Annotated in this window: 28 protein-coding genes; all 28 read left to right on the top strand. The window is 35.0% G+C overall.

Annotation, left to right across the window (positions count from 1 at the left end; translation table 11 throughout):
- Positions 1-77: 77 nt before the first annotated feature.
- The 28 genes from mrdA to alaS all read left to right on the top strand — a co-directional run bounded on the left by mrdA (position 78) and on the right by alaS (position 25,132).
- A complete protein-coding gene (mrdA, locus tag COB47_RS06315; protein WP_013290544.1) occupies positions 78-2,183 on the top strand; it encodes a penicillin-binding protein 2 in 2,106 nt (701 codons plus the stop codon).
- Positions 2,184-2,199: 16 nt separating this feature from the next.
- Positions 2,200-2,847, top strand: coding sequence for a septum site-determining protein MinC (gene minC, locus COB47_RS06310; protein ID WP_013290543.1), 648 nt, complete (start codon positions 2,200-2,202; stop codon positions 2,845-2,847).
- A gap of 28 nt (positions 2,848-2,875) precedes the next feature.
- Entirely contained in the window at positions 2,876-3,676 is an 801-nt protein-coding gene (gene minD, locus COB47_RS06305) for a septum site-determining protein MinD (RefSeq protein WP_013290542.1), read from the top strand.
- 11 nt (positions 3,677-3,687) lie between these two features.
- A complete protein-coding gene (minE, locus tag COB47_RS06300; protein WP_013290541.1) occupies positions 3,688-3,990 on the top strand; it encodes a cell division topological specificity factor MinE in 303 nt (100 codons plus the stop codon).
- Position 3,991: 1 nt separating this feature from the next.
- Complete coding sequence (gene rodA / locus COB47_RS06295) at positions 3,992-5,101, top strand: rod shape-determining protein RodA (RefSeq protein ID WP_013290540.1); 1,110 nt, start codon at positions 3,992-3,994, stop codon at positions 5,099-5,101.
- Between the two features lie 10 nt (positions 5,102-5,111).
- Entirely contained in the window at positions 5,112-5,537 is a 426-nt protein-coding gene (gene mgsA / locus COB47_RS06290; RefSeq protein WP_011917393.1) for a methylglyoxal synthase, read from the top strand.
- A complete protein-coding gene (steA, locus tag COB47_RS06285) occupies positions 5,537-6,652 on the top strand; it encodes a putative cytokinetic ring protein SteA (protein ID WP_013290539.1) in 1,116 nt (371 codons plus the stop codon). Before mgsA ends, steA begins: the two co-directional genes overlap by 1 nt.
- A gap of 6 nt (positions 6,653-6,658) precedes the next feature.
- Positions 6,659-7,603 carry a copper transporter gene (locus COB47_RS06280; protein ID WP_013290538.1) on the top strand — a complete coding sequence of 315 codons (945 nt, stop codon included), beginning with the start codon at positions 6,659-6,661 and terminating at the stop codon, positions 7,601-7,603.
- A gap of 43 nt (positions 7,604-7,646) precedes the next feature.
- Positions 7,647-8,315, top strand: coding sequence for a glycosyltransferase family 2 protein (locus COB47_RS06275; protein WP_013290537.1), 669 nt, complete (start codon positions 7,647-7,649; stop codon positions 8,313-8,315).
- Between the two features lie 168 nt (positions 8,316-8,483).
- A complete protein-coding gene (locus COB47_RS06270) occupies positions 8,484-9,134 on the top strand; it encodes a hypothetical protein (protein WP_237698864.1) in 651 nt (216 codons plus the stop codon).
- Positions 9,135-9,219: 85 nt separating this feature from the next.
- Positions 9,220-10,047: a polyamine aminopropyltransferase gene (speE, locus tag COB47_RS06265; RefSeq protein WP_041742744.1), complete on the top strand. Its 828-nt coding sequence runs from the start codon at positions 9,220-9,222 to the stop codon at positions 10,045-10,047.
- 17 nt (positions 10,048-10,064) lie between these two features.
- Positions 10,065-10,922: an agmatinase gene (gene speB / locus COB47_RS06260; RefSeq protein WP_013290534.1), complete on the top strand. Its 858-nt coding sequence runs from the start codon at positions 10,065-10,067 to the stop codon at positions 10,920-10,922.
- Positions 10,923-11,121: 199 nt separating this feature from the next.
- On the top strand, positions 11,122-12,666 hold the full coding sequence (locus tag COB47_RS06255; protein ID WP_013290533.1) for an acyl-CoA carboxylase subunit beta: 1,545 nt from the start codon (positions 11,122-11,124) through the stop codon (positions 12,664-12,666).
- A 35-nt stretch (positions 12,667-12,701) separates the two neighbouring features.
- Positions 12,702-12,893 (top strand): hypothetical protein, encoded by a 192-nt coding sequence (locus COB47_RS06250; RefSeq protein ID WP_013290532.1) that lies wholly within the window; start codon positions 12,702-12,704, stop codon positions 12,891-12,893.
- Positions 12,894-12,901: 8 nt separating this feature from the next.
- Positions 12,902-13,285 (top strand): acetyl-CoA carboxylase biotin carboxyl carrier protein subunit, encoded by a 384-nt coding sequence (locus COB47_RS06245; protein WP_013290531.1) that lies wholly within the window; start codon positions 12,902-12,904, stop codon positions 13,283-13,285.
- 26 nt (positions 13,286-13,311) lie between these two features.
- Positions 13,312-14,703, top strand: a complete 1,392-nt coding sequence (locus tag COB47_RS06240) for an oxaloacetate decarboxylase subunit alpha (protein WP_013290530.1) — start codon at positions 13,312-13,314, stop codon at positions 14,701-14,703.
- A gap of 124 nt (positions 14,704-14,827) precedes the next feature.
- Positions 14,828-14,992: a YpmA family protein gene (locus COB47_RS11965; protein WP_013290529.1), complete on the top strand. Its 165-nt coding sequence runs from the start codon at positions 14,828-14,830 to the stop codon at positions 14,990-14,992.
- A 13-nt stretch (positions 14,993-15,005) separates the two neighbouring features.
- The gene (locus COB47_RS06235) at positions 15,006-15,869 is read left to right on the top strand and encodes a MurR/RpiR family transcriptional regulator (protein ID WP_013290528.1); all 864 of its coding nucleotides are present in this window, start codon (positions 15,006-15,008) and stop codon (positions 15,867-15,869) included.
- A 6-nt stretch (positions 15,870-15,875) separates the two neighbouring features.
- On the top strand, positions 15,876-16,505 hold the full coding sequence (locus tag COB47_RS06230; RefSeq protein ID WP_013290527.1) for a histidine phosphatase family protein: 630 nt from the start codon (positions 15,876-15,878) through the stop codon (positions 16,503-16,505).
- Positions 16,506-16,522: 17 nt separating this feature from the next.
- On the top strand, positions 16,523-16,945 hold the full coding sequence (locus COB47_RS06225) for a HutP family protein (protein WP_013290526.1): 423 nt from the start codon (positions 16,523-16,525) through the stop codon (positions 16,943-16,945).
- A 42-nt stretch (positions 16,946-16,987) separates the two neighbouring features.
- On the top strand, positions 16,988-17,362 hold the full coding sequence (aroH, locus tag COB47_RS06220) for a chorismate mutase (protein ID WP_013290525.1): 375 nt from the start codon (positions 16,988-16,990) through the stop codon (positions 17,360-17,362).
- Positions 17,359-18,039: a (d)CMP kinase gene (gene cmk / locus COB47_RS06215; RefSeq protein ID WP_013290524.1), complete on the top strand. Its 681-nt coding sequence runs from the start codon at positions 17,359-17,361 to the stop codon at positions 18,037-18,039. Before aroH ends, cmk begins: the two co-directional genes overlap by 4 nt.
- A complete protein-coding gene (locus tag COB47_RS06210) occupies positions 18,029-18,604 on the top strand; it encodes a lysophospholipid acyltransferase family protein (protein WP_013290523.1) in 576 nt (191 codons plus the stop codon). Before cmk ends, COB47_RS06210 begins: the two co-directional genes overlap by 11 nt.
- Before the next feature lie 22 nt (positions 18,605-18,626).
- The gene (gene ispH / locus COB47_RS06205) at positions 18,627-20,618 is read left to right on the top strand and encodes a 4-hydroxy-3-methylbut-2-enyl diphosphate reductase (protein WP_013290522.1); all 1,992 of its coding nucleotides are present in this window, start codon (positions 18,627-18,629) and stop codon (positions 20,616-20,618) included.
- A 20-nt stretch (positions 20,619-20,638) separates the two neighbouring features.
- A complete protein-coding gene (locus COB47_RS06200; protein WP_013290521.1) occupies positions 20,639-21,085 on the top strand; it encodes a PRC-barrel domain-containing protein in 447 nt (148 codons plus the stop codon).
- A gap of 11 nt (positions 21,086-21,096) precedes the next feature.
- Positions 21,097-21,258, top strand: a complete 162-nt coding sequence (locus tag COB47_RS12300) for a hypothetical protein (RefSeq protein ID WP_013290520.1) — start codon at positions 21,097-21,099, stop codon at positions 21,256-21,258.
- 69 nt (positions 21,259-21,327) lie between these two features.
- Entirely contained in the window at positions 21,328-22,383 is a 1,056-nt protein-coding gene (locus COB47_RS06195; RefSeq protein ID WP_013290519.1) for an AI-2E family transporter, read from the top strand.
- Between the two features lie 103 nt (positions 22,384-22,486).
- Positions 22,487-25,132, top strand: a complete 2,646-nt coding sequence (gene alaS, locus COB47_RS06190) for an alanine--tRNA ligase (RefSeq protein ID WP_013290518.1) — start codon at positions 22,487-22,489, stop codon at positions 25,130-25,132.
- The last annotated feature ends 2 nt before the right edge of the window (positions 25,133-25,134 follow it).

Here is a 25,134-nt window from a genome sequence, read left to right as displayed (position 1 = left end):
ATATTCATTTATTATACAGTGCTCAAAGAAAGTAAATACCTGCTCAAACTAAAAAAGGGGAGAAATTTAAGAGAAGAATGAAGATATTGTTTATAGAAAAGTTAAGAGAAAAAAACATATTTAACAGGTGGACTTTTTTATACATACTTTTTATATCCCTTGTGTTAATTCTTATTGTGCGCTTGAGCTATTTGCAGATTGTAAAGGGAGACTATTATTATGAGCTTTCAGAAAAGAAATTAATGCAAAAAGCAAACTTGGAGGCACCAAGGGGTATTATCTATGATAAAAATGGTAGACCACTTGCTGACAACAGGCCTGCCTATGTTCTCCAGATTATGAAAACTCAGCAACTTCGAACTGAAAATCAAAAAAGAGACTTTACAAAAAAGATAATAGAAATTGTGAATATTCTAAATAAAAATGGAGACAAAATTATAAATCAATTTAAAATTGACATAAATCCAATCAGATTTAACTTTGGTATTAAAGACAAGAAACTTGCAAAGAAAGTAGAAATCCAATGGAAAAAAGACAGAGAAATTCCTTTGAATTTTTCTGCGCAGCAAGCTTTTGAATTTTTGAGAAAGAAATTTTATATTCCAGAAAATCTTGACCTGCAAACTACTCTTCAAGTAATGGCTATTGAAGATATGCTATTTTATAACTATTATCAAATGTATCAACCTGTTACAATTGCAATTGACATTTCCATGAAGACTATTGCTGAGATTGAAGAAAGGCGCAGAGATTTTTCGTCTGTAAACATAGAAGCAAAGGCAGTAAGAGTTTACAAGGATGCAATATACAACGCGTTCGTGGTAGGAAGGATAGGTAAAATAACTCAAGAACAATACGAAAAGTTTAAAGACAAAGGATATTCTCAGGATAGTTTAATTGGTGTTGATGGAATAGAAAAAAGATGCGAAGATTATTTGCGTGGTAAAGATGGACTTCAGCTCATTGAAGTTGACAAATTTGGAAGGATAAATGATGTCAAGATAGAAAAACAACCAACAAAGGGAGCAAATGTTTATCTGACCATAGATTCTAAGCTTCAGAAAGTTGCTTATGAATCGCTCAAAAAAGTTTTAGAGAATATAAGAAATGGTGATTATGGTGAGAGATTTCAAAAAGCAAACAGCGGTGCTGCGGTGGTAATTGATGTAAAAACAGGCAATGTTCTTGCTCTCACAAGTTATCCTTCATACAATCCTAACATATTCATAAAAGGTATCACTACCAGTGAATGGAATAAGTTGATTAATGACCCCACAAGACCAATGTTTAACAGGGCAATTGCCGGGGTTTATCCTCCTGGTTCAACTTTTAAAATACTCACAGCAATTGCAGGTCTTCAGGAAGGTGTCATCAAGCCAGACGAAAAAATATTGGATACAGGTAGATATATGTATTACGCAAAGTCAGGGTTTACTCCTGCTTGCTGGATATGGAATAGATATCATACAACACACGGTTGGGTTAATGTGGAAGACGCTCTTAAGGTTTCGTGTAATGTATTTTTCTATGAGACTGGTAGAAGACTTGGAATAGAAAGAATAGTTAAATATGCGCAATTATTTGGATTAGGTGGGAAGACAGGTATTCAACTTGATGGAGAATCAAATGGAATTCTTGCCAATGAAGAGAACAAAAAGAAGATTTTTAACCAACCTTGGTATCCAGGTGATACGATTTTAGCAGCTATTGGTCAGTCTATAAATGCATTTACACCTATCCAGATGGCAAGTTTTATTGCAACTGTTGCAAATGGTGGGACAAGATATCAAGTGAACCTCATAGACAGGATTGTGGATTCCAATGGAAAAGTCATCTATAAGTCTGTGCCAAAAGTACTCAGCAAGGTAAAGATGTATGAATCAACAAAAAAGGCAGTTTTTGAAGGGATGAAGAGCGTTACAAGTGAAGAAGGAGGAACGGCAAGACAAGCGTTTAAAGATTTGCCGTTTACTGTAGCAGGAAAAACGGGAACTTCGCAGTATTCAAACTCATCAGCTGCTCATGCATGGTTTGTTGGTTTTGCACCTTATGATAACCCCCAGATTGCCTTTGCTATTGTTTTAGAAAATGGTGGGCATGGTTCATATGCTGCATATGTTGCAAGGGATATAATAGATGCTTATTTTAATTTACCTCAGCAAGAAGAGAAAAAGCTGCCATAAAGGGGGAGGATTTATTTTGAACGAACCTGTTGTTTTAAAGGGGTTTGGGAAAGGAATAGCTGTGATTTTGGACAGTAGTTGTGATTTTGAGATAATCTGTGATCATTTTAAACAAAAAGTTATAAACGGCAAAAATTTTTTTTCAGGATATGAAATTCCCATCCAGTTTATAGGAAGAAGACTTAATAGTTATGAGTTACAAAAGCTAATAGAGATAATGAAAACATTTGGAGGGGTGCATGATATAATATTCCCATGGGACGAGATTAGTTTTCATAATCTTCTCTCAACTGTAGGAGAAAGTTCCGAAGATATAAAAGAAGAGCAGCTTAATGCAAAGATACATAAAGGAACACTTCGGTCTGGACAGGTTATAACATCCGAGTCTGACTTAATAATTATAGGTGATGTAAATCCAGGAGCTGAGGTGATATCTAAAAATAACATAATTGTCCTGGGAGCGCTCAGAGGAATTGCACATGCAGGCATTTCTGGTAATAAAAATGCGGTAGTTTTTGCACTTGAGATGGACCCTGTTCAGATCAGGATCGCCAATATAATTGCGAGGGCGCCTGATGAAGATAATAAGCATGAAAAAGGGGTTGCTGAGATAGCTTATATAGAAAATGAAACAATAGTTGTTAAGCCTGTTACACAATTTTAAAATAATCAAAAAAGGAGAGTTTTAGAAGATGGGAGAGGTTTATGTTATTACATCTGGTAAGGGTGGAGTGGGGAAAACAACAACCACTGCAAATGTAGGGACATATTTGAGCATTTTAGGGAAAAGAGTACTTTTGATTGATGCTGATATAGGTCTTAGAAATTTGGATGTTGTTATGGGACTTGAGAACAGAATTGTGTTTGACATTGTAGATGTTGTAGAAGGAAGATGCAAACCAAAACAGGCTTTAATTAAGGATAAAAGGTTTGATGGACTTTACTTACTTCCTGCTGCTCAGTCAAAGGACAAAACTGCTGTTTCACCTGAACAAATGAAAGCTTTGTGCGAGCAATTGAAAGATGATTTTGATTTTGTCTTAATTGACTGTCCGGCAGGAATTGAACAAGGGTTCAAAAATGCAATTGCAGGTGCACAGAAGGCAATTGTGGTAACAACACCTGAAGTCTCTGCTGTACGTGATGCCGACAGGATTATTGGTCTTTTAGAAGCTTATGAGCTGCACAATCCTAAGCTCATTATAAACAGGATAAGATTTGATATGGTCAAACGAGGAGATATGATGGATATTGACGATATTCTCGAAATTCTTTCGATAGAACTTCTTGGCATAATACCTGATGATGAAAAGATTATAATCTCTACTAACAAAGGAGAACCTGTTGTAATGGACGAAAAATCAAGAGCAGGACAAGAGTACAGGAACATAGCAAGAAGAATCTTGGGGGAGAATATCCCTATTGTGAGCGAGGAAGAAAATTTAGGATTTTTGGGTAGGCTTAAAAGGTTTTTGGGGTTAAATAATTCTTAGGAGGAATAAGAATGTTTGAATTCTTTAACAAGTTCTTTAACAAACAATCTTCAAAGGATATTGCAAAGGAAAGGTTGAAACTTGTTATTATTCACGACAGGGCAAACGTGTCTCCAGAACTTTTAGAGCTTATAAAGAATGAAGTTTTAAAAGCTATACAAAAATACATAGTGATTGACGACAAGCTCTTGGAAATTCAAATAACCAGAACACCGTCTGAGCAGAAAGGTGAATTTGTTCCTGCACTTATTGCCAATATTCCTATAAAATCTGTAAAGAAAACTGAGATTTTAAACAACGAGGCTGACGATTAAAATGATGGTCCAAAACAAGCAAACAATAAAAAAAAGGTTCAATGTTGTCATAACCATTTTAATGATAATTCTTTGTCTTACTGGATTTATTCTAATTGCAAGTGCGACTAATGTTCTGGAGACAGGAAAATATAAACTGGTCATTTCACAAGTCATTTGGTTTTGTTTAGGACTCAGCTTGTATCTCATTTTTTCATTAATTGACTATAGAATGTTTGCAAACTTTTATGTTATTATTTATATGACAATGGTTATTCTGCTTTTATATGTAGACTTAAAAGGCATAAATGTACTTGGCGGTCAGAGATGGATAAAAATTGGACCATTTTCGTTTCAACCGTCTGAGATTTCTAAATTGCTAATGGTAGTATTTTTTGCAAAAGTTGTTACAATGCAGGAAAATATTAATAAATTCAAAACATTGGCTAAAGTATTAATTTTCACTGCAATTCCTATAGTTCTTGTTTTAAAACAACCTGACTTGGGAACAGCTTCTGTCTTTGTTGCTATAATTGCTACAATTTTATTTGTTGCAGGGCTGGACTTGAGATATTTCTATGCTGCAATTGGTGCTCTTTTGGTGTTTATTCCTATTGCATGGGAATTTGTTCTTCATGAATATCAAAAAGATAGAATAAGAATATTTTTAAATCCTCAGCTTGACCCGATGGGAAAAGGATGGCAGGTAATATATTCTCAGATAGCTATAGGGTCAGGAAGAGTATTTGGAAAAGGTTTATTTATGGGAACAATCAACAGGCTTGACTATCTTCCTGTAAAGGAATCTGACTTTATATTTGGTGTAGCAGGTGAAGAACTTGGGTTTGTCGGCTGTATAATTATAATAATAGTATATGCGCTGCTTATACTGAGTCTTATAAAGATAGCTTCCACCTGCAAAGATAAGCTTGGTTCTTACATTGTTTCTGGAGTTGCAGGAATGTTTGGTTTTCAGATGTTTGTCAATATTGCAATGACTCTTGGGATAATGCCAGTGACTGGAATCCCTTTGCCGTTTGTAAGCTATGGTGGAAGTTCTATGCTTACTTCCATGGCATCGCTTGGAATTGTGCAAAGCATTTATAGGGAAAATATAAAAACTATGTTTTGAGGTGAAGAGAATGAATATAGCACTTATTGCCCATGACAAGAAAAAAGAACTTATGGTTCAATTTGCAATAGCCTATAAGTTTATCCTATCAAAACACACGCTGTATGCAACAGGAACCACTGGAAGGTTAATTCAGGAAGCAACAGGACTTGAAGTTCATAGATTTCTTCCGGGTCCACTTGGTGGGGATCAGCAAATAGGTTCTTTGATTGCATACAATCAGATCGACATGGTGATATTTTTGAGAGACCCTCTTACAGCCCAGCCACATGAGCCAGATGTAAATGCACTTTTGCGTCTTTGTGATGTCCATAATATTCCTCTTGCAACAAACATTGCGACAGCAGAACTCTTGATAAAAGCTCTTGACAGAGGAGATTTATCATGGCGCGAAATTGTAAATCCAAAATTGCAAAAAAACAAGAGTGATAAGTGATGATAAAAGGGAAGGTTAGAGTTGATAGAAGAACCAAAAACTTGGTAAGAAGACTAAGACCAGGTGAGATACCTGTTATATTGCACGAGGATATTGATGAGGTAGCTGCATATTCTCTTTTGGAGAAAAAAGTGAGGGTTGTAATCAACTGTGCTAAATCTTTTACCGGGAAGTTTCCAGCAGTTGGTGCGAAGATTCTTCTTTCACACGATGTGATTATGATTGACGATTTGGGAGAAGAAGTCTTTAATCGAATAAAAGAAGGAGACATTATAGAAATTAAAAACGACAAGATATTTTTGAATGATGAATACTTGTGCGATGCGAAATATCTTTCCAAACACGAGTTTGAATCTTTTTATCAAAAGAGTTTTAAAGAAATGGAAAATCTTTTAGAAGACTTTATTGAAAATACATTAGAGTATGCAAAAAAAGAAAAAGGATTTATCTTAGGGCAATTTGAAATGCCTGACATTTCAACTAAAATAGCTGGAAGACATGTACTTGTTGTTACAAGAGGAAGCAGTTTTAAAAAGGATATAAAAGCAATTAAAGGTTATATAACCGAGGTAAAACCGGTAGTGATTGCAGTTGATGGTGCTGCTGACGCATTGCTTGAGGAAAAGATAAGACCAAACATTATAATCGGGGATATGGACAGTGTGTCGGAAGAAAGTCTTTACAAATGTGATGAGATAATTGTTCATTCGTATCCAAACGGATATGCACCAGGACTTAAAAAAGTAGAGGCTTTGGGGCTCACAGCAAAAATAGTAGCATGTCCTGGTACGAGTGAAGATGTTGCCTTGCTTCTTGCTTATGAAAAGGGAGCAGAGCTTATAGTTTCGGTTGGTTCTCACAGCAGTATGCTTGATTTTTTAGAGAAAGGTCGGAAAGGAATGTCGAGCACTTTTCTCGTCAGGTTAAAAATAGGTCCAAAGCTTGTAGATGCAAGAGGTGTGTCCAAGCTTTATACTGAAAAGGTAAGTTTTAAGTATATCGGCGTTTTGTTATTTTCTGCGCTTATTCCTATACTTGCAATCCTTATGGTAACTCCGCCTTTTCAATACTTTTTCTATTTGATTCAATTAAAACTGAGAGTAATTTTGAGGTAGGAAAGAATGAATGGAGTGAGTATAAAGTATTTCGTTATTACGATTGCTTCCATCTTTGTTGCTCTTGGGGTTGGAATACTTATTGGATTTTCGTTAAATAGCGAAAAATTTGTTCAAAAACAGTTTCAACAACAGCTAAGCCTTATAGATAAGAACTTAGTTGAGTTAAAAAAAGAGAATGACAGGCTTGTAAAAGAAATTGATGAGTACAAATCACAGATCAATCAACTGGGAAAAATAAATGACACTCTTGTAAATGCATACCTTAAAACGTGCAAAAGTAATGCAGTTGTAAGTCTCATTGTAACCTCAACAGATTATTCATACAACGACCTAATAGATTTTTTGAGAAAGAACCAAATAAAGTTAGCAAGAATTGTTAAGATAAAACGGACGTTTGTGGATGTTTTGAATAATAAGACAAGCGATTTTCCAGAATACAAACTTCCAGAAGATGCGATAAATACTCTAATGTTGTATGCGGTATTTGATATGAAAGATGACTTTATAACAAAACTTACAGAAAAAAGATATATAGAAATAAATAGACTATCAGGAGAAATTGCTGATACAATTTTGATAGCAGGCGGGAATACTCTTCAGAATGATACTTTTAACGCAGTTGATAGAAGATTTATTGAAAAGTTGAAAAATATAAACGATCTCAATATTGTTGGAGTTGAGCAATCGTACAGTGAATTAAACTATTGTGAAAAGTACAAAAGCATGGGCTTGGATACAGTTGATAACGTTGATGAACTGACTGGAAAAGTTTCGCTTATGGAGCTTATAAGAGGCGGAAATGGCAATTATGGGACTAAAAAAGAGGCAAACCTTTTGATGCCGAATACCTTTACAAGCGTTGAGGTTTCTGAAAATTCATTGAAAAAGAGAAGAGAAAGTTTGCTTGAGCAATATCAAAATATACAATCTACAAATGTTATGCCATAAAGAGTTTGTTTTTGCAAACTTCTTATGAGGGGAAGAAATACAATTGAATGTTGTTGTAGTAATTCCTGTGTATAATCCTCCGCAATCTTTTGAAAAGTTATTACAAGATTTGTCTTATATAGAGTTTATAAAAAATATACTTGTTGTTGATGATGGTTCTAAAAAAAAGATTTTCTCTTATTATGATAAGTGCATTGTGCTGACTCATAGTAAAAACAAAGGAAAAGGTGCGGCTTTAAAAACAGCATTTGAATATCTCAAAGAAAGGTCATTTGACAGGATAATACTTCTGGATGGTGACTTAAAGGTAAAAAAAGAAGAGTTGCAAGCATTTTGTGAAAAAGTTTTTATTCTAAATGATAGACAAGTAGTAATTGGTTATCCTATAAATGTTAAAAAAAAGGGGTTTGGAATTGTAAAAAAGTTTGCCAAATTTGTAGTAAAAATTTATACAAAAAAAGAAGTTGAACACTGTCTAAGTGGTCAGAGGATAATTCCGTTCTCTGTTTTAAAAGATATTAAATACATTCCTGATAGATATGGAGTAGATATTTCAATGTTAATTGATTTTATTAATATGGGCTGTGAAATAAAAGAAATGGAGTTTGATTTTTCGCATGACGAAAAAGGAAAGAATTTGAGAGATATATTACATAAAACACGACAAATGAAAGATATATTCTTGGTTTTTATTACAAAATGGAGGGTGTGAAAAAATCTGACTAAATTTTTGCTTATCTCTTTGGGAATTGAAATAGTAACCCTGATAATTTTTACTTTTTATCTAAAAAAGTACAATGTTTTGTTGAAGAAAAATTTTATAGGCAAGAAAATTCCATGTTGTATGGGAATTGTTTTATCATTGAGCTGGACAATATATTTGTTGCAGATTTTTTTTAGCACTGCAGATATTAAATGGTTAATTCTTAGTCTTTCAATTTGTTGTATATCCGTTGTAGGTTTATTGGACGACATCTTTGGTGACAATAAAAGTAAAGGTTTTAAAGGTCATATTACAAGATTTTTAAAAAATGGCGAATTTTCAACTGGACTGTTAAAAATGGTGTCAATGCCAGTTGTGATTTTTGTGTCAAGCGTGATTTTGCAAAAAAAAGTAGTCGAATCAGTGTTTTATGCTATTTTCGGTTCGTTGTGTGTTAATCTCTTTAACCTGTTTGACCTTCGACCTGGCAGATGCATAAAGGTGCTATGGATATCCGTTGCTGTGCTCAGCTTTTTTGTGCATATCGACAGGGTAGCAGTTGGTCTTTTAACTTTAACCATTCCGTTTTTTATAGGTGATTTGAGAGAATTTTATATGCTTGGAGATGCCGGTTCCAACGTAATAGGGTATCTGTTCTTTCTCATTTTGACAAATAGCTATTCTGCAAGTTACAATTTGTTTTTGATATGGGCTGTGTTTATAGTGGTTTTTGTACTGAATGTTTTATCTGAACGCCTCTCATTTTCAAAGGTTATTGAAAGAAATAAGTTTTTAAATTTTATAGACATGTTGGGACGAAAAAATTAACAACTTGAATTTATTTATCGGATATTGTAATATATTCACTGTTGTTTAAAGTTTTCGGCAAGGAGGTAAATAGAAATTGGCTGAGATGGAACTTTGGTTTACTGAGCAACAGACTCCTGACTTGGGATTTACATGCAAGATAACAAAGACCATTTACACGGCAAAGACTCAATATCAAGACTTGGCAATACTTGAAACCAAACAGTTTGGTAGGATGCTTGTACTGGACGGTGCTGTTCAAACAACTATTGCTGATGAGTTTTGTTACCATGAGTTAATTTCTCATGTTCCTTTATTCACTCATCCAAATCCCAAAAAGGTTGCTGTCATAGGTGGGGGAGACGGAGGAGTTATTAGAGAAATTCTTAAACATGACGAGGTTGAAAAGGCATATTTAATCGAGATTGATAGAGAAGTTGTGGAAGCAAGCAAGAAATACCTTCCTGAGATAAGCTATGCACTTGATGATGAAAGAGCAGAGGTCATTATAACCGACGGAATAAAATTTGTATCCGAAAACAAAAACATGTTTGATGTTATTATTGTGGATTCAACAGACCCTATTGGACCAGCAGTGGGGCTTTTTCAAGATAGTTTTTATAAGGCAGTATTTGAATGCTTGAAAGAGGATGGACTTTTTGTTGCACAGACCGAGTCGCCTTTTTATGACAAGGACTTGATAAAGAATGTGTTTCATACAGTGAAGTCTATTTTCCCAATAACAAGGCTCTATCTTGGATTTATTCCAACATATCCAAGCGGGCTTTGGAGTTTTACTCTTGGTTCTAAAAGGTATGACCCACTTGAGGTAGATATTTCAAGGATAAAAAGGATTGATACAAAATATTACAATCCAGAGTTGCACAAAGCTCTATTTGCACTGCCAACTTTTGTCCAGGAAATTATAAAGTAAAAAAGGAGTTAAAATAAATGAGCTTTAATCTCTACAAACCTTTTTTCCTATGTGCTTCAGAGAAGTATGAAGATAGCCTCATAGTTTTAGCAGGAATTCCTATGGATTTCACAGTAAGCTTTAAACCTGGCTCGCGTTTTGCTCCTGCAAAAATAAGAGAAGTGTCAATAGAGCTGGAAGAGTATTCTATCTATCAGGACAAAAGCCTGTATGACAAGACTTTTTGTGATATGGGTGATCTGGAACTTCCTTTTGGAAACATCGAAAGAAGTATTGAAACAATATACCAATTTGCTTGTAAGCTGTTTGAAGATAAAAAAGTCCCTATTTTCTTAGGCGGTGAACATCTGATCAGCTTTCCTCTAATAAAAGCGGCGGCAAACTCAAATGATGGGGAGTTTTATGTACTTCACTTTGATGCTCATGCTGATATGAGAGAGGAGTATCTTGGTGAAAAGTTTTCTCATGCCACTGTCATGAGAAGAGTGGGTGAGGTAATAGGTTTTAAGAGTATATACCACTTCGGTATAAGGTCTGGGTCTAAAGAAGAAATTGAATTTGCGAAAAAGAATAGCAATCTTTATTTTGTTAACAAATGGGGTAAAATTGATGATGTAATAAAAAATCTAAAAAGCAAGAAGGTATATCTTTCGATAGATATAGATGTTTTTGATCCAGCTTTTGCCCCTGGTACAGGAACACCTGAACCAGGTGGAATTCTATCTTCGGACTTTTTTGACATTTTACTTAAATTAAAAGATCTTGACATAATAGGAGCAGATATAGTTGAGGTTGCACCATATTACGATATTTCTGACAGAACAGCATTACTTGCTGCAAAAATAGTAAGAGAGCTAATATTGATGATGAAGTAAAAAAATTCTAATAGGTTTTTTTAAAATAGCAGGGTGTGGAGTACTTACAAAAGAGTACCTTAAAAGTCCACACCCTTGTTTTGTTTTTTCAATTTTTTCTTGCTAAAAATACTTGGATGTTATAAAATAGAAATTAGCATAATATATTAATACCAGATATTAATACTACCTGATAAATCGCCTTTAAGGAGGATTTTTAATGACAGATAAGCTCAAAGAACTCAAGCAAAAGAGAGAAAAAATATTACAACTTGGTGGAGAAGATAAAGTAAAAAAACAGCATGATAGCAAAAAACTTACGTGCAGAGAGAGGATAGAATATTTACTTGACCCTGGAAGCTTTAATGAAATAGACATGTTTGTTGAACACAGATGTCAAGAATTTGATATGAAAGATACATTTGTCCCCTGTGATGGTGTTGTAACAGGTTATGGAACAATCAACGGCAGAAAAGTATTTGTTTATGCCCAGGATTTTACTTCCATAGGCGGTTCACTTGGAGAGATGCATGCAAAGAAAATTTGCAAAGTTTTGGACTTAGCGCTAAAATATGGTTGCCCGGTGATAGGTATAAATGATTCTGGTGGTGCAAGAATTCAAGAAGGTGTTGATGCATTAGCAGGGTATGGTGAAATCTTCTATAGAAATACCATGGCATCAGGTGTAATTCCGCAAATTGCAGCTATCATGGGACCTTGTGCAGGTGGAGCTGTATACTCTCCTGCTATTATGGATTTTATTTTTATGGTGGACAAAACCAGCCAAATGTTTGTTACAGGACCTCAGGTTATAAAAGCTGTCACTGGAGAGGAGATATCATTTGAAGAGCTTGGTGGCGCTTTTACCCACAGCTCCAAAAGTGGAGTTGCTCATTTTATTGCAGAGGATGAGTATCACCTGCTTGACATGATAAAGTATTTATTGACATTTATACCTTCAAATAACATGGAAGATCCGCCGTTTATAATGTCATCTGATTCAGAAAAAAGACTTGTTCCCGAGCTTGAAGGCATAATTCCATCAGAGCCAAACAAAGCTTATGATGTCAAAGAAATTATATATAAAATAGTAGATAACGAAGAATTTTTGGAAGTTCAACCATACTTTGCTCAAAATGCTGTAATAGGATTTGGAAGAATAGGAGGTTTCAGTGTAGGGATTGTGGCAAATCAACCAAAAGTCAATGCAGGAGTACTTGATTATGATTCATCTGACAAGATAGCGCGATTTGTAAGATTTTGTGATGCTTTCAATATTCCTATAATAACATTTACTGATGTGCCTGGATTTTTGCCAGGCGTTAACCAAGAGCACAATGGAATAATTCGTCATGGAGCTAAGGTTTTGTATGCTTACTCAGAGGCAACAGTTCCAAAAATAAATGTAATTTTGAGAAAAGCATATGGTGGTGCTTACATCGCAATGAGCAGTAAACACATTGGTGCAGATTTTGTGTTTGCATGGCCAACTGCCGAGATAGCTGTTATGGGACCAGACGGTGCAGCAAATATTATATTTAGAAAAGAGATACAAAGTGCTCAAAATCCCGAAGAGGAAAGAAAAAGAAGGATAGAAGAGTATACTCGAAAGTTTGCAAATCCATACATTGCAGCTGCCCGTGGGTATGTTGACGATGTAATTGAGCCGCAGCTTACCCGCAACAAGGTCATCGAGGCGCTTAAAATTTCCATTACAAAAAGAGAGCAAAGGCCCCCCAAAAAGCATGGCAATATTCCATTGTAAAATGTATTTTTGTGAAAAAAGGAGAGTGTTTTAAAATGTATGCTCTGGTCAGCACTATTTCAACCATTACTAAAGAAGAGCTTGCTTGTATTTGTGCATGTTTGCACATTGTGATGGGTGAAGGTCAATATAAAATCACCAACATAACTAAACAGCAAAACAAGTGGGTCAAAGGTGCAAGAGAAATGATACTCAATCAGTCACAGATGTTTTACAGATGGAGGTAAAGTTTGCGATGAGAAAATTCAAGGTAAAGATTAATAGCCAAGAATTTGTTGTAGAAGTGGAAGAGATAGGGGTTGAAAATAAAACTTCTGTCGTACCAAGGCCCAAAATTGGTCATTTTGAGCCGAGGCAGGAAAAGTATGAAGATAAAACAAAGCGAAATCCTGTACCTTCTTCTGATAAAAACTCGGTTATTGCTCAGCTTCCAGGCACTATTGTGAGAGTACTAAAAAGTGAAGGCGATGTTGTTGATGCAAATGAACCTGTTTTAATTCTTGAAGCTATGAAAATGGAAAATGAAGTAGTTGCCCCTGGCAAGGGAAAGATCAAAAAAATACATGTAAGGGAAGGACAGAAAGTGGCAAAAGGAGATTTGCTGTTCGAAATAGAATAGAAAATTTGTTGGAGGTTTAAAAAATAATGGGAGTTAGAATAACAGAGACAATACTAAGAGATGCTCACCAATCACTCATTGCGACGCGCATGACAACAGAACAGATGCTTGAAATTGCTCCTGTGCTTGACCAAGTTGGCTACTATTCAGTTGAGTGCTGGGGCGGGGCTACATTCGATGCGTGTCTGAGGTTTTTCAATGAAGATCCATGGGAAAGATTAAAAAAGCTGAGAACTGCTTTTAAAAAGACAAAGCTCCAGATGCTTCTTAGAGGACAAAATCTTGTTGGTTACAGGCACTACGCTGATGATGTTGTTGAAGAGTTTGTAAAAAAGGCTATATACTATGGTATTGATATTATAAGAATATTTGATGCACTCAATGACATTCGGAATATTGAAATAGCTCTAAAAGCAACAAAAAAAGAAGAAGGACATGCCCAGGTTGCCATATCGTACACTATCTCTCCTTATCATACTATTGAAAACTATGTAAATTTAGCAAAACAAATAGAAGAACTTGGGGCAGACTCAATTTGTATAAAAGACATGGCTGGGCTTCTCTCACCATTCGACGCTTACAAACTTATAAAAGCGTTAAAAGAACAGATAAAACTTCCTATTCATCTTCATACACACTACACCACAGGATTTGGGTCAATGACATATTTGAAAGCTATCGAAGCAGGTGTGGATGGTATTGACACAGCTCTATCTCCGCTTGCACTGGGCACTTCCCAGCCGCCAACTGAAACAATTGTGTATGCACTTGAAAATACAGAATACGCTCCAAAACTTGATTTAGAAATGATAAACAGGGCAAGTGAATATTTTAAAGTACTAAGAGAAGAGTATATCAAAAAAGGGTTGCTTGACCCGAAAGTATTAAGTGTTGATATAAACGCTCTTCATTATCAAATACCTGGAGGGATGTTATCAAACCTCATTTCCCAGCTAAAGGAACAGGGGCAAGAAGACAAGTTAGATGAGGTTTTGAAAGAGGTCCCTGAGGTTCGAAAAGATTTTGGATATCCACCACTTGTAACTCCTACAAGTCAAATTGTGGGAACGCAAGCTGTTTTGAATGTTGTAGCAGGAGAGAGATACAAGCTTGTCACAAAGGAGACAAAAGCGTATTTTAAAGGTGAGTACGGAAAACCTCCAGCTCCTGTGAATGAAGAAGTGAAAAGAAAAATTTTGAAAGATGAAAAAGAGATAACCTGCAGACCTGCAGATTTGATTTTACCAGAGCTTGAAAATGCAAAGGAAAAAATCAAGGAGTATATTGAAAATGATACTGATGTAGTAACTTACTGTTTATTCCCTCAACTTGCAGAAAATTTTTTCAGATTAAGGTTTGCAAAAAATTACAAAGTTGACATTGATCTTGTTCAGAACAACAAAGTGTATCCTGTATGAGAGGGGAAGGACATATAAAATTGTGTTCTTCCTTTTTTCTTTTAAAGATACTCTTATAAGAACGTAAGTATTGTGATATAATTAATAAAGAATAAAATAAGAAAACAGGATGTGGAATTTTAAAATGGAAAATGAAAAGCTTGAACTTATCTCTTCGATGGAATTCGAAGAAAATGTTCCAATCTATAAGATAATAGATTTTCTTAACAAAAGTTTAAAAGACAAAAATATTATTGTAGGGCTTTCAAGAAGCCACAATAAGATTGTTATAAGTATCTACCAAACATAAGGAGAAATGCAAGATGACCCACGATTTAGAAGCCAGGATAATTGAACTTATGCCAGAGTTTAGTAAAGGGCAAAAAAAAATTGCCCAGTTTATCTTAGAACATGGGGAAAAAGCAGCTTATATGACAGCACTCGCACTTGGCAATTCAGTTGGTGTAAGTGAGTCAACAGTTGTAAGATTTGCAGAAAGACTTGGTTTTGAAGGTTATCCTGAGTTTCAGAGAGCTTTGCAGGAGCTTATGAAAACAAAGCTTACATCTGTGCAAAGAGTAGAACTTTCTGCAAGTAGGATAAACGAAAAAGAGGTTTTAAGAAGTGTCCTCCTTTCTGACATGGACAAAATAAAGCAGACCTTAGAGCAGATAGATGAAAACATTTTTAACCAGGTTGTAGATGAGATAGTAAATGCAAAAAGGATATACATCATTGGAATTAGAAGTTCAGCAGCACTTGCTGATTTTTTGGGTTTTTATTTGAACATGATTTTAGATAATGTCAAGGTCATCACAACAAGTGGTATTAGTGATATCTTTGAACAGGTTTTCAGAATCACAAGCGACGATTTAATTATCGGCATCAGTTTTCCGAGATATTCAAAGCGCACTTTAAAGGTTTTGCAGTATGCAAAAAAACAGGGTGCTAAGATAGTTTCGCTTACAGATAGCAAAATATCACCTCTGTGTAAATTCAGTGATTATGTTCTTATTTGCAGAAGCGATATGGTATCATTTGCTGATTCGCTTGTGGCACCACTGAGTGTAATAAACGCATTAATTGTTGCGACAGGTCTTAGGAAAAAAGAAGAGGTTGCAAAAACACTTGAAAAACTTGAAGAAATTTGGGATGAATTTCAGGTCTATGAAAAGGAAAATAGGTGATGCAGTTTGAAAAGAATTTATTTAGTAAGACATGGTGAAACTGACTGGAATAGATTAAACCTTGTTCAGGGTTCAATCGATACAGAACTAAATTCAACTGGTATTGAACAGGCAAAAAAGATTGCTGAGAGGCTTAAAAACAAAAAGATTGATATAATATTTTCAAGCACATTAAAAAGGGCTTATACTACTGCAAATTATATAAAATCTTATCATCCAGACACTTTATTTGAAACCTCTGAAAAACTTAATGAGATAAATTTTGGCGAGTGGGAAGGATTGAGCTTTGAAGAGCTTGAAAGAAAATACTCTCATGTCTATTTAATGTGGAAAAACAATCCCGATAAGGCTATTTTTCCGGGTGAAGGCAACTTGTGTGCTGTTATGAAAAGAGTTAAAAGTTTTTTTGATGATATTTTGCAAAAAAATTTTAGTAATATTGTGATTGTCACGCATGGTGGTATAGTAAAACTTTCGATTATCTATCTTTTGAACCTTCCCCTTGATTTTTATAAAAAGTGCTGGATTGGGAATGCAAGTTTGAGCATTGTTGATATAAAAGGAGAAAGGACAATGCTCAGCCTTTTGAATGACATGTCTCATCTGACAGCAGAACAAGTTCGTCCGATAATTTAAAAAGTGAGGTCTATGAAATGGTGGATAAGAAGGAATTTGGAAGCAAGGACGTTTCGAGAGCAGCTATTTTGATGGCTTTAAGCCAAAACAGACAAGAAGAAAAAAAGATTCAAGAAGATTTTACTAAAATCGGAATTAAATGCGCAGCTGTGGATTTTGGAGGGGAGTTTATAACCTCTGTTATGAAAATTGTTGAAAGAGCAGTTGTTGCTGCCAAAAGAGAAGGTGTTATAAACGAGGTACATCAAGAGGAAGGTGCTGTTGCCGGAGCAACAAGGGAAGCGATATCTCAAATCATGCAAAAAGCAATTGGGCTAAACGTAGGAGGAAAGATTGGCATTGCAAGGTTTGAGGAGCATGTTGCGGTTGCCATATTTTTTGGGATAGGTCTTTTACATTTAAATGAGGTAGCAATAGGACTTGGTCACAGGGTTATATGAAAGTTTTTGGCAAAAGATGAATGATTAGTAGGGGGAATGACCTTGGTTTTTGCAATAAGAGGTGCTACAACTGTTGAGAAAGATTCTAGAGATGAGATTGTCAGCTGTACTCAGGAGCTTTTGAATGAAATTATGCTCAGAAACAATCTTAAAAAAGAGGAGATTGTTTTTATTTTATTTACAATGACCAAAGACTTAAAATCGGCTTTTCCAGCGTATGCAGCAAGACTCATGGGGTTTGTGGACATTCCTCTTATATGTGCTCAAGAGCTTGATATTGAGGGAGCGCTTACAAAATGTATAAGGCTTCTTATGCTTATTCAAAGAGATAGTAATTTTATTCCCAAACACGTATATTTGAGAGATGCAAAGAAACTCAGAGAAGACTTGACTGACGAGAAAGGTGAAGATTTATGAAGAAAATTAACATTGCAATTGATGGTCCTGCAGGGGCAGGGAAAAGTACAATTTCAAAGCTTTTGGCAAGCCAGCTTGGGTATATTCATATCGATACAGGAGCAATGTACAGAGCTGTTGGGCTCAAAGTACTTAAGAATAACATCTCCCCGCATGACAGTAGAAAAATTGTTGAGATTTTAAACTCAACTGATATAAAAATAAAACTTGTTGATGGTAAACAGCTTGTCTTTTTAGATGGTGAAGACGTTACAGAAGAAATTCGCCAACCAGAAGTTTCGATGTATGCATCTGACGTGTCAAAGATCAGGGAAGTACGAGAAAGACTTGTAAAGATGCAGCAAGATCTGGCAAAACAAAAAGGCGTTATAATGGACGGTAGAGATATCGGAACACATGTTTTACCCAATGCTGAACTAAAAATTTTTTTGACGGCTACGGCAGAGGAAAGAGCAAAGAGAAGATTTTTGGAACTAAAGCAAAAAGGCTATGACGTAGATTACTATCAACTTTTAGATGAGATAAAAAAAAGGGATCAAAATGATATGACAAGAGAGTTTGCACCTTTGAGGATAGCTGAGGATGCCATTGTCATAGATTCAACTTCTCTTTCAATTGAAGAGGTTTTGCAAAAAATTTTGGAGCTTATTAACAAGGTGATAAAAGATGAGGTATAATTTTTTTCTCAATCTTATTAGAAAAATTGCTTTTATCATTTTGAAATGTGTTTTTTTTATAAGAGTTGAAGGAAAAGAAAATATACCTGAAGGTCCTTTTATTATCTGTGCAAATCATAGAAGTTATCTTGACCCAGTTTTGCTTATACTAATATTTGACAAACGAGTGTATTTCATGGCCAAAAGTGAACTTTTTAGAATATGGTGGCTTGCACCAATCATCAAAGCTTTTGGAGCTTTTCCTGTCAAGCGTGGCAAAAGCGATATTGGTGCAATAAAAAAAGCTATAGAGGTTATAAGATCTGGCAATATTTTGGGTATTTTCCCGGAAGGAAAAAGAAACAGGACAAAAGAAATCATTTTAAAAGGTGAAAAAGGAGTTGCAACCATAATAAAAGCAACAGGTGCAAAGGTCTTACCAGTTGGTATTTCTGGAAGAATAGTTCCATTTGGCAAGATAAGGGTGAAAATTGGAAAGCCAATGGAACTAAAAGACAGTAGCATGGATAATCGAGAGATTGTAGATAAAATTATGAATGAAATTAAAGAACTTATCCTAAAATAAAGGAAGAGGGGAAGTAAAAAGAATGATTATTAAAGTTGCGCAAAGTGCTGGATTTTGTTTTGGTGTTCAAAGGGCAGTAGAAGGCGTTTTGGCATGGGCAAAAGCAAATAAGGGAAAATCTATAAAGGTGTATGGAATGTTAATACATAATAGCTATGTTATAGATAAATTAAAAGAGTTAGGTGTAGAAGTTGTAGAGGATATTGAAAAAATCTGTAAAGAAGATATTATTTTTATACGTTCGCATGGTGTTTCAAAGGAAGAGTATGTTGAAATTGAAAAAAGGGCAGATAAAGTTTATGACTTTACATGTCCGTATGTTAAAAAGATTCATGAGATTGTAATGGAGCATTCAGAAAACGGGTATGATATAATTGTTGTTGGAGATATGAACCATCCTGAAGTAAAGGGAATTGTAGGCCATGTTAGCAATAATAGAAAATGTTTTGTTGTAGATGGTATTGAAAAAGTAAAAGAAGCGATTAATCAAATTGAAGGCAAAGCTGCAATTGTCTGTCAGACCACGTTTGACAGCAAGAAGTGGACCAGTATAAAAGATTTTTTAGAGTCTCATACCAATTATAAAGTATTTGATACCATATGCAAAGCAACAATAAACAGGCAAAAGGAAGCAGCAGAACTTGCACAGCATGTAGACATAATGTTGGTGGTCGGTGATAAGAAAAGTTCTAATACCAACAAATTGTATCAGCTTCTGAAGGAGATAAAACCCACATTTTTTATTGAAAAAGTTGAAGATTTAGATTCAATAAAATTAGATAGCAGTGCAAAGAGTATCGGGGTAACAGCAGGAGCTTCCACTTCTCCTGAGCAGATTGAAGAGGTGGTAAAACATCTGGAAGAAAAGTTTAATGAGATGAATCTGAAAGATTTTGAGAGACTTATTGATAGAAGTTTTTTGACAGTGCAAAGAGGTGAAGTTGTAAAAGGCAGGATAATAAAAGTTGAGGAAGATTATGTACTTGTTGATATTGGTTACAAGGCAGAGGGTATAATTTACAAAGACGAGGTAATTAAAAATGGAAATGTAAATTTGAAGGACCTGTTTAAGATAGGTGAGACAATTGAAGCGGTTGTGATAAAAGAGTCAGATGAAGAAGGAAATGTGGTTTTATCAAAGTATCGGGCAGATGTACTTCACGGGTTTGAAGAGCTGCTTTCGAGGTATGAAAATAAAGAACCTGTAAGAGTGGTTGTAAAGTCAATTAAAGAAAAAAGTGTTGTTTGTGACTTTAGAGGGACAAATGTGTATGTGCCAATTTCTCAGTGGGGTGAAGACGTTCAAACTTCGGATATAGGAAAGATATTTGAAATAGAAATTACAGATGTCAACAAAGAAAAAAAGATAGCTTTTGGTAGTCGGAAATCTTTGCTAAAACAAAAAGAAGAAGAGAGATTTATTAAACAGATTGAGTCTTTAGATTTTTCCAGAGAATATGAGGGCATTGTTGTTGAGATAAAACAAAAAGGCATTGTGGTAAATTTTGAGAACCTGTGTGGTTTTGTACCTGCAAGTGAAGTTGGATATTTGAAAAAAGGTGCAGACCTTAAAAAATTGTTTGAGATTGGCGAAAAAGTCAAGGTGAAGATTCTTGATATAGACAAGAATAAAAAACAGATTTATCTTAGCATAAAAAAGACTCAAGACGATGAGTGGGCAAAAAGGATTAAAAACTTGTATTTAGGGATGCTTGTTGACTGTGAAGTCACAAAGGTGTTATCTTTTGGACTTGTTGTGTGGATCACAGAACATGATGTTGATGGTTTTGTTCACATTTCAAATATTCCACTTGGATACAACCAAAGACCACATAACGTATATAAAGTTGGAGATAGCTTGAAAGCAAAGGTTATAGAGATTGATGAAGAAAAGCGAAGGGTTGCGTTGTCTTTAAAAGATTTGCACGAAGAAGAAAACATAGATACTGAGCATAACGAAGACTTTGTGATAACACTTGCTGATTTTGTGAAGAATATAAAGTTAGAACAATAAATTTAATGTTTTAAGAGCCTATGAAGATTTCATTTTCTATCTTGAAAAACAAACCCGTCCTTAATTTAGATAATAAGATAACAGGAAAAGTAGAAGACATGTTACTCAGAGATGACAAGGTGATTGGGTTTAAGGTACGAGTCAAAAACTCATTTAAAGTATCATCGTGCGCATATGTGCCGACAGAGGACATTGAGTCTATAAACAGTCAACTGATGATTGTCCGCAGCATCCATACTTCCATTGACAGCTTGCCATTTTTAAGAGCACAAGAAATTTTTTTGAAAGAAGTGATAGATGAAAATGGGTTTTTAATTGGGATTGTAATTGACATAGTATTTGATTCTGACAACTTTAAAATAACAGAATATCAGGTTTCAGAGAGTATTTGGAGCTATATAAAAAATAAAAAAATAATATTGAGCCCTGAGGAAATAATATTAAAAGAAAATAAAATATTAAGCTGAGGTGTCATACTTTGAAAAGAATTTCTGCAAAACACGTATTGATAGGAAGCATAGTAGGCGGGATTATATCTGCCATGCTGTCTCAGTCATCTCCAAAGAATATGAAAAATAAGCTTTTAAAGAGAATGATTGCTAAAAAGCTGATGGCTATGCTAAATAAGCTTTTGCGATAGGGAAGGTTTTCTTCCCTACTTTTTTAATATTTTAAGGGATAAGAATAATTCTATTTGAGGTGTTAAAAAGTGCACATAATAAAATTGGTAAAAAGATATTTTACAGATATATTGTTCATAGCTCTAATTGCAATCGTTATTTATTTTTTTGCGAATATGAAGGCATTTTGGCCGATTCTGATTCCGTTTTTGATTGCACTATTTTTTTCATATCTCTTAAAACCTTGCGTAGATTTTTTAGAAACAAAGATTCGGTCAAGAGATATTTCAATCCTGATTTCGTTTGCAATAATCTTTGGTATCACCGTTATGGTCTTTGTATATTTTATTCCTTTATTTGTTAGCGAAACTAAGCAGCTTATTCAAAACGTTCCTGAATATATAGCACTTATTCAAAAGTGGTTTTACGAGATTGATTCCAAGCTTTTAAACAAATTAAATATTGATATCAAAGAAATACTAAATGCTAATTCCATCAATATAGAGGCAGTTTCTAAACAAACTTTGTCTATATTTTTGAACATTGTAAAGAGTATTTCCTCTAACATTTTGTATTATCTTCTTATTCCTATTATATCTTTTTACATCCTGAGAGATTGGAAGAGATTAGTTATGTGGATAAAATGGTTATTACCCGAGAAATATAGAAAGGAAGGACTTTATATATTTGCTGATATAAATAGGGTTCTTCATCAGTATATTCGAGGACAGCTTCTTGATGCTGTTATAGTTGGACTGTTGAGCTTTTTTGGGTTCTCACTACTTTCTGTAAGATACGCAGCTCTTTTGGGTGTGATAACCGGTATTGGCAATTTGATTCCCTATTTTGGACCAATATTTAGCAGTATTCCAGGGGTGATAATAGCGCTGTCTGATTCCTACATAAAGGCTATATTGGTGATAGTTTTTTTAGTTTTACTTCAGCAGGTGGATAGTTTTATCATATCCCCACGAGTTATTGGCTCAAAAGTCGGACTTCATCCTCTTACAATTATTATAGTTATCATCTTAGCAAACAAAATATTTGGATTTGTAGCCATGTTCTTTGCTATTCCCATTGCTGCAGTGATAAAAATTATATTTATTAACATTATGAAAAGGATAAAACCTGAAGAGATTGAGTGAATATTGTTGACTTTGCATTTTGGCTTTAATAAAATTTTGATTGTATTGAAAAAATATAAAAACCATTTTTTAAAAAATACCATAAAGAAAGGCTGATTGAAAGATGTACATGTCTACTGATGAAATAAGAGAAAAATTTCTCCAATTTTTTGAATCAAAAGGTCATTTGAGACTGCCAAGTTTTTCGCTTATTCCTAAAAATGATAAGAGCCTTCTTTTGATAAACGCTGGTATGGCACCACTAAAACCGTATTTTTTGGGGATTGAAGAACCTCCTCGCCGAAGGATTACTACATGTCAGAAGTGCATAAGAACGCCGGATATTGACAGAGTGGGTAAAACAGCAAGACATGCTACTTTCTTTGAAATGCTGGGCAATTTTTCGTTTGGTGATTATTTCAAGAGAGAAGCTATTATCTGGGCATGGGAGTTCGTCACAGAAGTTTTGAAACTTCCAAGAGAGAGGTTATGGGTTACAATATATGAGGAAGACGACGAAGCGTTTGAAATTTGGCACAAAGAGGTAGGCTTAGAGCCGCAGCGAATCAAGAGAATGGGGAAAGAAGATAACTTCTGGGAAATAGGAACAGGACCATGTGGACCGTGTTCTGAGATATACTTTGATAGAGGCGAAGATAAGGGTTGTGGCAAGCCCACTTGCGGCATTGGATGTGACTGTGACAGATTTGTTGAGTTTTGGAATTTAGTTTTTACTCAGTTTGATAAGGATGAGAATGGTGTATACCACAGGTTGAAAAATCCAAACATTGACACAGGTATGGGTCTTGAGAGAATTGCAGCAATTATGCAAGAGGTTGACTCTCTTTTTGACATTGACATAGTAAAAGCTATTCGTAACAAAGTATGTGAAGTTACAAACTATGAGTACGGAAAAAATGCTGAAAAAGATGTGTCGGTACGTGTTATCACAGACCATATTCGTGGCATAGTGTTCATGATTGGTGATGGTATTTTGCCTTCGAATGAAGGAAGAGGATATGTTTTGAGAAGGCTTATAAGGCGTGCTTCACGACATGGTAGGATGCTTGGTAAAAAAGAAGCGTTCTTGCACCTTATTGTAGACACAGTTATAGAGTCTTACAAAAATCCATATCCAGAACTTGTTCAAAAGGCTGAGTATATAAAGAAGGTGCTCTATAACGAGGAGAGCAGGTTCAATCAGACAATTGATGTTGGTCTTGAGATACTTGAAAATGAGATTGAAAAGCTTAAAAAGAACAAGGAAACCATTCTAAATGGTGAGATTGCATTTAAGATGTACGACACTTATGGATTTCCTCTTGACCTGACAAAGGAGATAGCTGCAGAAAAGGGAATTATTGTTGACCAAGAGAGATTTGATGAACTTATGCAGCAGCAAAAGGAAAGAGCTCGCGCAGCTCAAAAAGAGCTTGAAAATGCTGGCTGGAAGGATATAAACATTGTCATTGAGGAGGATATTGAAACAGTCTTTGTTGGATATGAAACATTAAAACAAGAGTCAAAGATACTAAAGATTTTTATGGAGGATGAAGAGGTAGCATACGCCAAAGAGGAAGATGTGTGCTTTGTTATCTTAGATAAAACTCCTTTTTATGCAGAAAGTGGTGGACAAGTTGCAGATAAGGGTATTTTAGAAGGCGAAGGAGTTTTAGCGGAGGTTTTAGATGTCAAGAAAGGACCGAAAGGAACAATTCTTCATAAGGTAAAGGTTTTAAAAGGTGAGATCTCTGTTTTGTCAAGTGTGATTGCCAAGGTTGATGAAGGTTTGAGATTTGCAACAATGAAGAATCATACAGCAACACATCTTTTACACAGTGCACTCAGAAAAATATTAGGGCAGCATGCACAACAAAGTGGTTCGCAGGTTAGTGCTGATAGGCTTAGATTTGACTTTGCTCATTATGAACCATTGTCCGAGGAACAAATAATTGAAATTGAAAAGATGGTCAATAATGTTATTCAACAGGCTATACCAGTTGAAAAAATTGTAACAGATTTGGACAGCGCCTTGAGAATGGGTGCTACTGCTCTGTTTGACGAAAAGTATTCCAATGTGGTAAGAGTTATAAAAATAGGCGATTTTAGTATGGAGTTATGTGGTGGAACACATGTTGATAACACAGGCCAGATAGGAATGTTCAAGATAATATCTGAGTCGAGTGTAGCTGCAGGTGTTAGAAGAATTGAAGCAATTACTGGAAACAAGGTATATGAGTTTATTCTAAATTCCCAGCAGACGTTAAAACAGTTAAGAAGTAAAGTGAAAGCCAGCACTGATTCTGAAATATTAGCTAAAATAGAACAGCTTGAAAATAGAATAAAGGATCTTGAAAACGAGGTAGAGAAGTATAAGCTTTTAGTTATCGAAAGTGAAATTTCATCACTTATTGACAAAGCAGTTAATTATGGCGAGTTCAAGCTGATTGTAAATAGAAAAGAGACAGACGATATGGACTATGTAAAACTTTTTACTGACAAGATTAAAGAAAGAGATTCAAAAGCAATTGTGCTCAATATCTTAGAGCAGGGTAACAAGGTCACTGTACTCATGTCATGTTCAAAAGAAGCAGTTAAAAAGGGAGTTGATTGTGGAAAAGTAGTAAAAGAAATATGTGCAGTACTTGGTGGAAAAGGCGGTGGAAGACCTGAATTTGCCCAAGGCGGTGGAAATGATATACTGAAGATAGACATAGCAGTGCAGACAGCTGAGAATATTTTGAAAGATATATTAAAGGGGAGTGCTTAAAA

Origin of the sequence: Caldicellulosiruptor obsidiansis OB47 (assembly GCF_000145215.1) — a bacterium.
GTDB classification, from domain to species: Bacteria; Bacillota; Thermoanaerobacteria; order Caldicellulosiruptorales; family Caldicellulosiruptoraceae; genus Caldicellulosiruptor; species Caldicellulosiruptor obsidiansis.
The sequence above is the reverse complement of the archived record's forward strand: the minus strand, read 5'-3'. Positions and strand labels throughout refer to the sequence as shown.

What these genes read in the sequence shown, in the direction of transcription:
- mrdA (WP_013290544.1), top strand. Translation starts at nt 78, where the DNA reads ATGAAGATATTGTTTATAGAAAAGTTAAGAGAAAAAAACATATTTAAC.
- minD (WP_013290542.1), top strand. Translation starts at nt 2,876, where the DNA reads ATGGGAGAGGTTTATGTTATTACATCTGGTAAGGGTGGAGTGGGGAAA.
- minE (WP_013290541.1), top strand. Translation starts at nt 3,688, where the DNA reads ATGTTTGAATTCTTTAACAAGTTCTTTAACAAACAATCTTCAAAGGAT.
- rodA (WP_013290540.1), top strand. Translation starts at nt 3,992, where the DNA reads ATGATGGTCCAAAACAAGCAAACAATAAAAAAAAGGTTCAATGTTGTC.
- mgsA (WP_011917393.1), top strand. Translation starts at nt 5,112, where the DNA reads ATGAATATAGCACTTATTGCCCATGACAAGAAAAAAGAACTTATGGTT.
- steA (WP_013290539.1), top strand. Translation starts at nt 5,537, where the DNA reads ATGATAAAAGGGAAGGTTAGAGTTGATAGAAGAACCAAAAACTTGGTA.
- COB47_RS06280 (WP_013290538.1), top strand. Translation starts at nt 6,659, where the DNA reads ATGAATGGAGTGAGTATAAAGTATTTCGTTATTACGATTGCTTCCATC.
- speE (WP_041742744.1), top strand. Translation starts at nt 9,220, where the DNA reads ATGGAACTTTGGTTTACTGAGCAACAGACTCCTGACTTGGGATTTACA.
- speB (WP_013290534.1), top strand. Translation starts at nt 10,065, where the DNA reads ATGAGCTTTAATCTCTACAAACCTTTTTTCCTATGTGCTTCAGAGAAG.
- COB47_RS06255 (WP_013290533.1), top strand. Translation starts at nt 11,122, where the DNA reads ATGACAGATAAGCTCAAAGAACTCAAGCAAAAGAGAGAAAAAATATTA.
- COB47_RS06250 (WP_013290532.1), top strand. Translation starts at nt 12,702, where the DNA reads ATGTATGCTCTGGTCAGCACTATTTCAACCATTACTAAAGAAGAGCTT.
- COB47_RS06245 (WP_013290531.1), top strand. Translation starts at nt 12,902, where the DNA reads ATGAGAAAATTCAAGGTAAAGATTAATAGCCAAGAATTTGTTGTAGAA.
- COB47_RS06240 (WP_013290530.1), top strand. Translation starts at nt 13,312, where the DNA reads ATGGGAGTTAGAATAACAGAGACAATACTAAGAGATGCTCACCAATCA.
- COB47_RS11965 (WP_013290529.1), top strand. Translation starts at nt 14,828, where the DNA reads ATGGAAAATGAAAAGCTTGAACTTATCTCTTCGATGGAATTCGAAGAA.
- COB47_RS06235 (WP_013290528.1), top strand. Translation starts at nt 15,006, where the DNA reads ATGACCCACGATTTAGAAGCCAGGATAATTGAACTTATGCCAGAGTTT.
- COB47_RS06225 (WP_013290526.1), top strand. Translation starts at nt 16,523, where the DNA reads ATGGTGGATAAGAAGGAATTTGGAAGCAAGGACGTTTCGAGAGCAGCT.
- cmk (WP_013290524.1), top strand. Translation starts at nt 17,359, where the DNA reads ATGAAGAAAATTAACATTGCAATTGATGGTCCTGCAGGGGCAGGGAAA.
- COB47_RS06210 (WP_013290523.1), top strand. Translation starts at nt 18,029, where the DNA reads ATGAGGTATAATTTTTTTCTCAATCTTATTAGAAAAATTGCTTTTATC.
- ispH (WP_013290522.1), top strand. Translation starts at nt 18,627, where the DNA reads ATGATTATTAAAGTTGCGCAAAGTGCTGGATTTTGTTTTGGTGTTCAA.
- COB47_RS06200 (WP_013290521.1), top strand. Translation starts at nt 20,639, where the DNA reads ATGAAGATTTCATTTTCTATCTTGAAAAACAAACCCGTCCTTAATTTA.
- alaS (WP_013290518.1), top strand. Translation starts at nt 22,487, where the DNA reads ATGTACATGTCTACTGATGAAATAAGAGAAAAATTTCTCCAATTTTTT.